This window comes from Rhodococcus sp. ACS1 (assembly GCF_002300155.1).
Classification (GTDB): domain Bacteria; phylum Actinomycetota; class Actinomycetes; order Mycobacteriales; family Mycobacteriaceae; genus Rhodococcus_F; species Rhodococcus_F koreensis.
In genome coordinates, this window is sequence record NZ_NSDZ01000014.1 from 83,900 (window position 1) to 95,620 (window position 11,721).

An 11,721-nucleotide genomic window follows, 5' to 3' on the forward strand; every position below is an offset into this window, starting at 1 on the left:
ATTCGATGACCAACACCCACACGCCGGCACCGGCCGGTACCCTCGCCCTGGAACATCGGTTCGACATCCAGCAGGTGCTCCACCTGTATGCGCACCTGATCGACGCAAAATCCTGGAACGAACTCGACCGGGTCTTCAGCGACGACGCGACCTACGACATGAGCACCGTCAAACTCGGTGTCTACGAAGGTCTCAGCGCGATCCGTGGACAACTCGCCTCGATGGACCACCCCGACGCACACTTCTCGCTCGACCACGTCATAGGGGAAGCCCGGCGCAACGGTCTGGTGCCCGTCCGCTCCAAGTACTTCGTCCGACTCAAAGACCGCACCATCATGGATGGCTTGTACGACGACCGGTGCATCCTAACTTCAACCGGCTGGCGAATCCGATCCCGGCAGATCCTCCGAACCGGGTCCTCCTGCCCGCTCTGACAGGCGTCCTCACCCTGGTCGACCACCGTCGCGGTCGTTTGATCCGTGTCATCTAAAGCGGGTTTGGTATCGCCCGCGCCAGATCGAGTTCCCTGCGGTCCTCGGCGAGCCGACACTCGATGGTCACCGCCGCCATCGACCGCAGCAGCGCAGCAGTCGCGCCATGGAGGCCGGCTTCACCGAGGCGACCCAAAGTCGGGACCAGGTCCCGAAGGATCGGCCGCCAGCCGTACCGGTCGACCGCGCCCACGCACGGTAGGCGCACCGCACACGCGCATTTCTCCTGTGAGGCAACGATCCTCTCCATGCGCGAATCTTTGATGAGTCGACGTAAAGGATTGACCAGTGAAATTACTTATTTTACAATAGATTTTATTGAAATTGGTCGCTGTCGAACGCGGCGACCAACAATCGCGGATGAGGACCTATGTGCGGCAAAATGATTGCAAGAACGATCTGCGGCGGGATTCGTACAGATTGCGGGCCAGTGGCCTGGTCTGGTCAGACGAGAGCGATGAGTCGATGACGAACACCGAGGCTTTAACGACCAAGCCTGTCGCAATCGTGACCGGTGGCGGTAGTGGGATTGGCCGAGCGACCGTGCTGCGCCTACTCGCCGATAACTACAGAGTTGTTGTTGCAGACCTCAACGTGGACGGCGCTTCGGAGACTGTCAAACTCGCCGATGCTGCCTTCGAATCGGGTCGTGTTATCGCGGTACGAACAGATGTGCGCTGCGAGGAGGACATCGCAGCAATGATTGCTGCGGCGACAGACGGTTTTGGTCGACTTGACACGCTGGTGAACAACGCAGGGGTCGGTGGAGCATTCGGTCCTGTCTCCGAGGTGCAGGCGCCGGACTGGGACTTCACCTTCGATGTGTTGGTGCGCGCCGTCTTCCTTGGCATCAAACATGCTTCAAAAGTGATGGAGGACGGCGCGAGTATTGTCAACGTCGCGTCTGCCGCGGCATACAGTGGCTGCTTTGCGCCGATGGCATACACCGCAGCGAAGGCAGCGGTCCTCAGCCTGACGCGGTCGGCGGCTGTCGAACTTGCACCTCGACTGATCCGGGTCAATGCTGTGTGCCCGGGCGCCGTGCGTACACCACTACTCGAGGCCGGTCGTGGCGAGGAGCTTGATGCTTTGCTTCCGTTGGCCCAGCCGCTTCCACGGTGGGGGCGCCCTGAAGATATCGCGGACGCAATTGTGTATCTCGCCGGACCTGGGGCGGCGTTCGTGACTGGTGAATCTTTGGTCGTTGACGGTGGATTGGTGGCAGCGGGTCCCGGACCCGACTTCCAGTCCCATTTGGGCACTGACCCACGCAAGCGTGGACTTACCGGCGTCAACCGGGGGACCTCGGGGGAGCGCAGCGTGGTTCACAGTCGAGCGCAATAGGAGCGTCTCATATGGGTGGCTCTGGCAGTCTGAAGTGACCCCGGTCGGGCGACGTTCGCTAGATTCCGCCTCCGACCAGGCGACCTCGTCGCCATCGGAGAGGCGACCGCGGAACCACGCAGCTTTACGTTGCCTTCGACAGCGCTAGACGATATGGAGTGACGCACGACTTGTCGTGAGCTCGCTCCCGTTGCGGCGGGATGTCCCTCGGTCCGATGAAAGGTGCGCCCGGCGCGGGGGACGATCTCAACGTCGTTCATGCTCGCTGCGCTGCGCGAGTTCACCCCGATTGTCCGCCGGATGTGTTGCCTGCGCGGGGTGAGCACCTTGACCGGTTTCGCGTTGGCGGTGGAAATCGGTGACTGGAATCGGTTCACCGGCAACACCATCGGCTCGTTCGTCGGATTGGTGCCCTCGGAGTACTCGTCCGGTTCGTCCGGGGTGCAGGGATCGATCACCAAGACCGGCAACACCCACGCCCGACGGCTCTTGGTGGAAGCTGCCTGGCATCACCGGCCGCGCTATCACATCGGGGCAGTGATGCGGTCCCGGTGGGATCAGGCACCGGCCGCGGCCCGCGCCCGAGGCGACGAGGGCAACCGTCGCCTGCACCAGCGGTGGGTGGGGTTTCTCGAACGCAGCAAACGCCCCGTGATAGCGAACGTGGCCATTGCCCGGGAACTGGCGGGCTGGTGCTGGTCTCTGGCGGTGATGGACTGCTGAGGTCACCCCCCCTGGTCTGCTTCGCCGACGAGCTCCAGTGGTGACGGCGCGTGGATCGACCCGCGACACAACTATGAGCAGGCCGTCGAGGCCGACGCTCGACCTTAGACACGCGGATGCGATCCAGCCGAAAAACCGTCCTGCGGTAACCAACCCGCGTATATCAGTCTGACCGCGCGTCGCATATCGACACGCTCACCACTGGGACTTGTCGATGAAGTGCAGAGGCGCCTCCAGGGTCGCTCCCCGGAGGCGCCTCACTCTGCCCTCTTGACAGACTTCTCTACATATCAGTTGTGGGGCCGGGTCAGCCCGTTGAGGACAGCGGTGTGGTCGCGTTCGATTCCCAGGGACGAATCGGTGCAGGTGCGGCAGATCGTCCGAGGAGACGGCCGCCATCCAGGAGCCCAGACGGTCGCCGTGGCGGCCGGTCAGCATCTCGGCAAACGAGGTGACGTGCGCGTCGGTGATCTCGAGGGGCTGGCAGATGGCGAGAACTTGTTTGAATCCGAGCCGCTCGTCGTCGGTGAGGTCCTCGGGTCCGGTGCAGCATCCACGAGATGACGCGCCGAACCTTCGGGATTTTCGGTGCGGCCGTCGGGGCGGCACCGACCTCGCGGAACGGGCGGAGGTAGTCGCGGACGGTGGCGTAGCTGCCGCGATAGCCCAAGGCCCGGATCTCGTCGAAGAGGGTGAGGGCGGTCGTGCATCCGTCGTTCCATCGCCCGTGCAGATGCTCGGTGAATTCGTCCAACACGGTGCGCCGGCCTGCCCGCGGTGTGGCCAGCCGTTCGTCGACGCTGCCGGCGCGGTAGTACCGGCGCCACGGTTTCGTTGGCGAGTCCGAGCCCGCGCTGGATCGGTTTGATCCCCTTGCCCTGGGCCTTGAGCGCGGCGACCGCCTCGTAGCGGCGCTGGGCGCGGACGACGAGGACGGATTGTTCTCGGCGTGCGGTGTGCGCCTGTTCGGCGGCCCGCCGAAGGTCCTCCGCGGCGGTGCGTTCGATGATGGGTTCGGGGTCGACTGCGGCGTTGGCGCGGAGGCAACCTGTGCCGTCGCAGGGCGAAGTCGTCCACACCGGGGACTTCCACCGGCCCCGATGCCGGGTCCGGAAGTGCACGGACCAGTCGTAGCAGGGTGCTGCGTCCGACATGCGCGCCCATCCGCTGTCGCCAGTCGGGCTCCGGCGCGGTCGGCGAGCGCCAGCCCGATCCTTTCGAGGATTCCCCGCAGCAGCGGGGTACGTCGTGCATATCGCGTGGTCACACCTTCGATCTGCTCCGCGAAGGTGTGGCGGTCACAGTCGGTGGTCAGGCACAAGGAAGCGCCGCACGCGTTCGTATCGGCTGTGCACCCATCGGAGGTGTCCGCAGGCCGGGCAGGACGCCGACAGTGCCAGTTGGGAAGCGCGAATGCTCACCCCGCACCAGTGACATCGATGGAATCGATCGCGACACACACCAGGTGGGGAAGCGGAACACGCAGGTCACAACAGCTTCCGGAACACCAGCAAGATCATCTCCCGCGCATTCCACGTCTCACCGGAACTACACGCCGCCACGATGGACCATCACGGAAAGTGGGCCAGAACCAGATCGAGTTGACAGAGCCACCGGTTGGGTCGTGGCCGGTATGAGGCGTGCCCGCAATCCCATCGAGCACCAGATCGATACCCAATGAGGGCAGCTCTTAGTCTGGACTGACAACCTCGGGATTCTTCCGATAGTCAGAGACGGTCACCCACGCCCTCACCGACATCGACGTGGTTTACCTCGGTCAGGCGACGGCATGGGAGCTGCATTGGCAGCACAGGACGATTGATAAGGAGATGCAATCGGTAGTCAGTATCGGGGCTGTACTGCCTGTGGGATGGAGGAGAGCATCTCAATGTCTGTGGTGGACAATCTAATATCCAACGCTGCGAAGTTTTCGTCGATGCGGTGACGCTTCGTGGTACCCGGGATGGGAATGACGCTGTCATCAATTGCAAGAAGCCAGGCGAGGGATATCTGGGCCGGGGTAGCGTTGTGGCTGCGAGCTACGTCAGCGATGACATCGACGATCCGCTGATTCTTCGACATCGCATCTTTCGAGAACCTGGGATTGCTCGAGCGAAAATCATCGTTACGAAATTCAGTTTTCGATGAGAATGTTCCGGTGCGGCGATGCATTGTTCGACCGAGACCTCGCACAGCCCGATATTGCGAGTCCGGGGTTCTTGCATTCGCGGCACCTTAGTTTTAATATGAATTAGAAATAAAAACGAAAGGGCGGTAATGCCATGCACGTAGGGAACGGCACTCATCGACGGGGATGGGATTTAATGGACGGACGTGGCGAGCGCACGGCAGGTGCTGCAGTCGTTACCGGCGCCGCGGGGGGAATTGGCCAGGCAATTGCGCATCAGCTTGCGAAGCAAGGACACCATGTACTTGTTGCAGACATCGATGCTGAGGGCGGGGCTTCCGTTGTCGACTCGATTGTGACGGGTGGGGGCACGGCGACCTTCGTTCGTGTGGACATGGGCGAACCGTCAGAAATCAGTGAGCTGATGGCATCGGCCGCCGATCTCGAGGGCGGACTGCGAGTCCTTGTCAATGGCGCCGCAGCGACGCGTGCTATTGATCTCTTCGATGTGACAGTTGAGGACTGGAATCAAATGCTGCAGCTCGACGCCCGCGGAACGTTTCTTGCGTTGCAGTCAGCGGCACGGCACATGCGAGACGGTGGTCAGGGTGGGTCCATCGTCAATATCGCATCCATCGGCGGCAAGGGTTGGAAGGAAACATCCAACATTGCTTATGCGAGTTCGAAGGGCGCGATAGTCGTGATGACGAGAGTTGCAGCGAATCGGCTCGGTAGACACGGCATCCGGGTCAACTCGGTCTGCCCTGGTATGACGCGAACGGCGATGATGGAGGGGTGGTTGCAGGGCCGCGCGGCACGTGAGGGACGCGACATCGATGACCTTTTGCGAGAACTAGCGCAGGGGGTCCCGTTGTTGCGCATCAACACCCCGGAGGACATCGCGGCGATTGTCGGGTTTCTTGCGTCTGAGGCTGCGCGTACGATCACCGGCCAGTCTGTCAATGTTGACGGTGGCCTAATGTGGGACTGACCGTTGGGTTTTAGGCGTAAGGGCTGCGGGACACTCCCTCGCCGGGATGCGTACGCAGCTGTATCGGCAGACCCTCGCGGGCGGCGCGAGATCACTCGTCCCCGGCCCCGCGTGGGGCACCACGCGAGGGCCGCGCTGTTCAACTGACTTTCCTGCTGCACGAAATGTCCGCAATCACGGAGCAGGGAGGGACCAACATGGTCCGGGCGTACCCTGGTGACAATCTTGTCGAAGTCAAAATGCGTTACCGCGTCCGACGTCCCGCGTCAGAAATTCGTGAGATTCAGCGAGGGAAGCGCCGTTCTCCTCGGCGGTCGTGTGCCGGACGAACGGCTTGGGTCGTCGTTCCAGGTCTTGATCTCGTTGCGAACGTCTTTCTCCAGTGCTGCAACGCTTTTGTGTACACCACGCGGAGCAGCTGATCGGTGAGGGCGCGGACGACCCGGTCGAGCTTCGTCGACAAAGCCGTCGAGGCATCGGTCGACGAAGCGCCCGCGCCATTTTTTGACCGTGTTGGCGGATATCCCCCTTGCGCCGTCGTCGACCACGAAATGCGCCGGCACCGCAGAGTCCGTCGCGATGCTGCTGCCCGTCAATCGCCGGCTCCGACACGGCAGCCGACCACATTGCCGTCGTACAGGACGCGGCGGCATAGCCGGCCGTCCGATCCCGGCTACGGGTCGGCAGTCCTGACCCTCGCCTAAGACGCCGACGGGACGGCCCGCGACGCCGCCTGTGTCGCCGAATTGACCGGCCTGCTCGATCTCTCGGGCCGGCCGAAAGGGATGCGGGTGATCGTACGGACGGAACGACCGCGGACTGGTGCGGAACTGTGGTTCATCGATACCGACGGGCTGCGCCTGACCGCGTTCGTCACGAACACCTCTCGTGGTCAGTTGCCGGATCTGGAGTTGCGGCACCACCGCGCGCCCGTTGCGAGAACCGCCTCCGAACCACGAAACGAACTGGCCTGCAGAACCTCCGCTGCGCGGTTTCGACCAGAACCGGATCTGGCTGGCGGTCGTGCAACTCGCGTGCGAGCTGACGGCGTGGACACAGATGCTCGACCTTCGACACCGATCCGGTGCGGCGGCCGGAACCCAAAAGCCTGCGGCTGCGGATCCTCTCGATCGCAGGGCGTATAGCCCGGCACGCCCGCCGAATCCACCTGAGGCTGTCCGCCTGCACCACCGGGGACTCGAACCGAACGCGTTACTGCGTTCCCGGCACCGACTTGATCTACCTCAACCCGACCCACCGACACGAAAGGGAAACCCACATTCGGGGCCGTGGACCACAGCGCCACTCGGCCGCGTCGGGCCGCTGTGCTCACGGCCGATCACCGGTTCCCGATCGAGGCTAATCGGCACCCACCCCAACCGGTATCGCTTTACAAGCGATATAAGAGACAATCGGTAGTCAGTATCGGGGCTGTACTGCCTGTGGGATGGAGGAGAGCATCTCAATGTCTGTGGTGGACAATCTAATATCCAACGCTGCGAAGTTTTCGTCGATGCGGTGACGCTTCGTGGTACCCGGGATGGGAATGACGCTGTCATCAATTGCAAGAAGCCAGGCGAGGGATATCTGGGCCGGGGTAGCGTTGTGGCTGCGAGCTACGTCAGCGATGACATCGACGATCCGCTGATTCTTCGACATCGCATCTTTCGAGAACCTGGGATTGCTCGAGCGAAAATCATCGTTACGAAATTCAGTTTTCGATGAGAATGTTCCGGTGAGAAAACCGCGACCTAGGGGGGAGAACGCAAGGAATGCCGCACCTGCACTATGGCACCATGGAAGTACCTCGTCGAGCGCGCCGCGTTCCCAGATAGAGAGCTCGCTCTGAACCGCGGCGACCGGATGGATTTCGGCTGCGGCGATGCATTGTTCGACCGAGACCTCGCACAGCCCGATATTGCGAACTTTGCCAGCGGCTACGAGCTCCGCCATCGCGCCCCACGTCTCTTCCAGTGGAACATCTGGATCCACCCGGTGCAGCATATAGAGGTCAATGTGGTCGATGCCGAGTCGCCGCAGCGATCCGTCGCAGGCATTTCGTATGTGTTCGGGTCGGCCGTCGTGTGCCGAGAAGGCGGTATCCGAGGGAACAAGTCCGCCCTTGGTGCTAATTACCGCATCGTCGCGTCGAGTGCGTAGAACCTTGCCTATCAGCTCTTCGTTCGTGAAGGGCCCGTAAAAATCGGAGGTGTCGAGTAGCTGGATCCCCGTGTCGAGTGCGTGGTGAAGTATCGCTTCTTGGTCCACGCTATGTTCGTCGGCCGACGTGTAGGCCCACGACAGGCCCATACATCCGAACCCGATCTCCGTTACTTCGCGGTCCCCAAGTTTCCTGGTCATGTGTGATTCCCCAATCGAGTTGTGTGTGGAGTGTTCCACTTTCGTAAGCTGTGGTCATTGAATGTTTCGGCGGGTGTCTTGCTGTGTGATCGGTGGATGTGGTCAGCACCGTTCCGTTCGTCGATCGCCGTCTGGGCTGCCTTCGCTTTGGTGGATGCCCCACGTCGCAGTGCCCTGCAGAAACCCGTGATCTTGCCGGCGGACCTTGGCCCGTCCGCGGCGTTGCGGCAGGAAGGCCACGAGGCCCGCGCTCAGCGCCAGGAGGGCGGCGCCGAGAAGCGCTACGCGGTACCCCCCGGCGATGTCTCCGCCGCTCAGCACTTGGGAGAACGCGGCCAGGAAACTGACCGCCAAACCGCCGCCGACCTGACAGCCGGCATTGAACAGCGCGCCCGCAAGCCCGGCTTCATCAGGACCTGCTACGGAGAGTGTAGCGACGTTCAGGGAGACAAAAGCTGCCGCCTGACCGGTCACTACCAGGGTTAGGACCACAACTACCACCCACGGTTGGGCAAGCGCCGGTATCGCGAGACAGGCAATGGACAGTGCGCACATCATGCAGCCGATGAGTATCAGCGTCGAGGGGCGGGCCAACCGCGGCAGCGCCACGCTCGCCGTACGCGATCCTATAGCGGCGCCGATCGCCAACGGCGCCATGACAAGAGCGGCCGTGGTCGCGCTCAGCCCGAGCACCTCTCGAAGCATGAGCGCGGCGAAGTAGTACGCGCTCACCCAGGCGCCGTACAGAAGAGTCGTTGATCCGACATTCACTGCGAAACCTGGGCGCGACCAGATCTCAATCGGCATGATCGGGGATCGGGATCGGGACTGACCCATGACGAACGCTGCCAAGACGCAAATCCCAGCGAGCCCTGCGCCCAGGGTCGACAGCTGAAAGCCCTGTTTGGCGCCGATGGTTACGGCATAGGCCAGCAACATCAATCCCGCCGCGCTGAGGACGCTCCCCCAAATGCTCACGCGGTGGAGAGAGCGCTTGCGGCGCTCTACCAGAGCGACGGTGAGGACAGTGAGAAGTGCAGAGATCCCGCCGAGCGCGGCGAACAGCCATCGCCAGCCGACAGTGTCTGCAGCGAGGCCGCCGAACGCCAAACCCAACCCGAAACCGACTGCACCGGAGCCGGCGAATGCCGCCAACGCACGTGAGCGAGCGGCAAGTTCCTGGTGTGTGGTCGCGATGATGCCCAACGCTGCCGGAACAGTGAGAGCCGCTCCGATCCCCTGCGCGATACGAGCACCGATCATGACGGTGCCCGTGGGAGAACACGCTGCGAGGAGCGCCGACACGGCTGCGACAGCGTAGCCGACCGCCAACATTCGTCCTCCGCCGAATACGTCGGTGAGTCGACCTCCCAGTAACACGAATCCGGCGAATGCGAGCGCGTATCCGGAGACCATCCAGGACTGACCGACCGCGCCGAAACCGAGATCGGCGGACAGTGGCGAAACCAGAAGGGGAGCGACTCCCATGTTGAGGGCACTCAAGAACTGGGCTGCACACGCCAGCAGAACTGCAGCTCCAGGAGCGCGAGACCAAGGTAGCGAGGCGGGGGTCATCACAAACACGTACTATTTCATTTAAAGTAGATTAAGGAAAGGTGGTTCGATGTCCATTCGGTTCCGTGGAAGCGAGGATCTCGCGCTGACAGCGGATGTCGACGGCCCCTGGGGTGGTCCGGCCGTACTGCTGCTGCACGGCGGAGGCCAGACCCGGCACGCCTGGCGGAAGGCGGCGAGCGCCCTGGCTGCCGCGGGTTTTCTGGCGGTCAGCGTCGATCAGCGCGGTCACGGCGACAGTGACTGGTCGCCCAGTGCCGACTACCGCATCGACGCCTACGCCGACGACGTCCGCGAGATCTGCCGTCAGGTCGGTCGCCCGGTCAGTCTCATCGGCGCCTCTCTCGGGGGACTGTGCTCGATTCTTGCTGCGGGAGAGGAGCCCGACATCGACTGTGCCGCACTGGTGCTCGTCGATGTGACTCCCCGGCTCAGCGTCGAGGGCCGCCGGAACGTCCTGGCCTTCATGGGAGCGCACATCGGCGGATTCGAATCCGTCGACGCGGCAGCGGCCGCGGTGTCCGGCTACCTCAAACATCGCCCCAAGCCGGCTGATGCCAGCGGACTCCGCAAGAATCTGCGCGAGGGTTCCGACGGGCGGCTCTATTGGCACTGGGATCCCTCCTTCATCGGCTCGAGGCGGATCGGCGTCGAGGATGCCGACGCCGATCGCCTCGAGCGCGCCTTGCTCGGTGCCCAGGTGCCCACGCTTCTCGTGCGCGGCGGAATCAGCGACTTGGTCTCGGAGGAGCATGTCGAGCATTTTCGCCGTGTCGTGCCGGAAGCGGAGTACGTGAATGTTCCCGGCGCTGCTCACATGGTCGCCGGTGACTCCAATGACGTCTTTGCCGCGAGTGTCGTGGAGTTCCTGACGCGCCGTGTCGGTGGTAGACGAGGGGTCTGATCGAAGTTGCGAGTCCGGGGTTCTTGCATTCGCGGCACCTTAGTTTTAATATGAATTAGAAATAAAAACGAAAGGGCGGTAATGCCATGCACGTAGGGATGGGAGTTTTCTTCCAGGGGTTGGATCAGAACCTCAACGACCAAGAGTTGGTCACCCAGCAGCTGAGTCTGGCGGACAACGCCGAGGGCCTCGGTTTCCAGTCGATCTGGACGGCCGAGCACCACTTCACGGACTACCACATGATGCCGAACCCGGCGCAGTTCCTCACCTACATGGCAGCGCGCACCAAGACGGTGAGGCTGGGCACCATGGTGATGGTGGTTCCGTGGCACGATCCCATTCGGGTTGCCGAAGAGCTTTCCTGGTTGGACGCCGTCTCCGGTGGGCGCACGGTGCTGGGCATGGGCCGAGGGCTCGGGTCGATCGAGTTCGACAACTTCCGGTTGGAGATGGGGGAGTCGCGGCAGCGTTTCGTCGAGTACGCGACCGCTATCTCCAACAGCCTCGAATCCGGCTGGATCGAAAGTGACGGCGAACTTTACAAGCAGCCCAAGGCTGCCATCAAGCCGGCGCCGTCGACGACCTTCCGCGGTCGCACCTACGCCTCGGCAGTCTCGCCGGAGTCGGCGAAGATCATGGCCAAGCTCGGCTACGGACTGATGCTCATCGCCCAAAAGCCGTGGAAGACAGTGGTCGAGGAGACCCAGCAGTACCGCGACCTCTTCGTCGAGATCAACGGCCACGAGCCGCCGCAGCCGGTGCTGGTCAACTACACGACCGTGCACGAGGACGCCGAGCGTGCGCAGGAGATGCACGACGAGTTCACCATGGCGTACGCCCGTTCGACGGTCGAGCACTACGAATTCACCAACCCGCGGCTGCAGACCGTCAACGGCTACGAGTACTACGCCGGCCTGTCGAAGAACATCGAGAAGCACGGGCTGGAGAAGTTCAACAAGTTCCTCGCAGATCTGCAGATCTCCGGCACCCCGGAGAGCGTTCTCGAGCAGACCGTCGAACGGGTGCGGGCACTCAACGCCGGCGGCGTGATCAATGTGCTCGCCTACGGCGGAATGTCACGTCAGGTCGCCGAGGAGCAGACCGCACTCTACGCAAGCAAGGTGCTGCCTCGCCTGCGGGAGATCGACACCCACCGCGACATCTGCGTCCCGTCGGTCCCCATGGCCACGGTCGGCGGCTGACC

Annotated in this window: 10 protein-coding genes and 2 pseudogenes; 8 read left to right on the top strand and 4 right to left on the bottom strand. The window is 62.7% G+C overall.

The annotated features are described in order from the left end of the window. Window positions 1-5: 5 nt before the first annotated feature. A complete protein-coding gene (locus tag CJ179_RS48030; protein ID WP_095866188.1) occupies window positions 6-434 on the top strand; it encodes a nuclear transport factor 2 family protein in 429 nt (142 codons plus the stop codon). A 52-nt stretch (window positions 435-486) separates the two neighbouring features. Here the strand turns inward: CJ179_RS48030 and CJ179_RS48035 are convergent, their stop codons facing one another. Next, a complete protein-coding gene (locus CJ179_RS48035) occupies window positions 487-741 on the bottom strand; it encodes a hypothetical protein (RefSeq protein WP_095866189.1) in 255 nt (84 codons plus the stop codon). Between the two features lie 68 nt (window positions 742-809). On the opposite strand from CJ179_RS48035, the gene CJ179_RS48040 reads away from it, so the two are divergent. The 3 genes and pseudogenes from CJ179_RS48040 to CJ179_RS52415 all read left to right on the top strand — a co-directional run bounded on the left by CJ179_RS48040 (window position 810) and on the right by CJ179_RS52415 (window position 3,122). After that, on the top strand, window positions 810-1,835 hold the full coding sequence (locus CJ179_RS48040; RefSeq protein ID WP_257016330.1) for an SDR family NAD(P)-dependent oxidoreductase: 1,026 nt from the start codon (window positions 810-812) through the stop codon (window positions 1,833-1,835). Window positions 1,836-2,096: 261 nt separating this feature from the next. Beyond that, window positions 2,097-2,558: pseudogene (locus CJ179_RS48045) on the top strand (transposase); the annotation flags it as partial. Between the two features lie 270 nt (window positions 2,559-2,828). After that, entirely contained in the window at window positions 2,829-3,122 is a 294-nt protein-coding gene (locus CJ179_RS52415) for a hypothetical protein (RefSeq protein ID WP_143549072.1), read from the top strand. A 1,278-nt stretch (window positions 3,123-4,400) separates the two neighbouring features. Here the strand turns inward: CJ179_RS52415 and CJ179_RS48055 are convergent. Then, window positions 4,401-4,730, bottom strand: a complete 330-nt coding sequence (locus CJ179_RS48055; protein ID WP_095866191.1) for an aldo/keto reductase — start codon at window positions 4,728-4,730, stop codon at window positions 4,401-4,403. A gap of 152 nt (window positions 4,731-4,882) precedes the next feature. Here CJ179_RS48055 and CJ179_RS48060 point away from each other — a divergent pair, with 152 nt between their 5' ends. Both CJ179_RS48060 and CJ179_RS48065 read left to right on the top strand, forming a co-directional pair. Further along, complete coding sequence (locus tag CJ179_RS48060; RefSeq protein ID WP_179377958.1) at window positions 4,883-5,677, top strand: SDR family NAD(P)-dependent oxidoreductase; 795 nt, start codon at window positions 4,883-4,885, stop codon at window positions 5,675-5,677. Between the two features lie 476 nt (window positions 5,678-6,153). Then, window positions 6,154-6,860 (top strand): annotated as a pseudogene (locus tag CJ179_RS48065) (transposase); the annotation flags it as partial. Between the two features lie 236 nt (window positions 6,861-7,096). Here the strand turns inward: CJ179_RS48065 and CJ179_RS48070 are convergent. Both CJ179_RS48070 and CJ179_RS48075 read right to left on the bottom strand, forming a co-directional pair. Continuing rightward, window positions 7,097-8,038 carry an aldo/keto reductase gene (locus tag CJ179_RS48070; RefSeq protein ID WP_095866193.1) on the bottom strand — a complete coding sequence of 314 codons (942 nt, stop codon included), beginning with the start codon at window positions 8,036-8,038 and terminating at the stop codon, window positions 7,097-7,099. Window positions 8,039-8,140: 102 nt separating this feature from the next. Further along, window positions 8,141-9,613 (bottom strand): MFS transporter, encoded by a 1,473-nt coding sequence (locus tag CJ179_RS48075; protein WP_257016369.1) that lies wholly within the window; start codon window positions 9,611-9,613, stop codon window positions 8,141-8,143. A gap of 49 nt (window positions 9,614-9,662) precedes the next feature. Here CJ179_RS48075 and CJ179_RS48080 point away from each other — a divergent pair, with 49 nt between their 5' ends. Both CJ179_RS48080 and CJ179_RS48085 read left to right on the top strand, forming a co-directional pair. Continuing rightward, the gene (locus CJ179_RS48080) at window positions 9,663-10,517 is read left to right on the top strand and encodes an alpha/beta fold hydrolase (protein ID WP_095866195.1); all 855 of its coding nucleotides are present in this window, start codon (window positions 9,663-9,665) and stop codon (window positions 10,515-10,517) included. Between the two features lie 98 nt (window positions 10,518-10,615). Then, a complete protein-coding gene (locus CJ179_RS48085; RefSeq protein ID WP_218834949.1) occupies window positions 10,616-11,719 on the top strand; it encodes an LLM class flavin-dependent oxidoreductase in 1,104 nt (367 codons plus the stop codon). The last annotated feature ends 2 nt before the right edge of the window (window positions 11,720-11,721 follow it).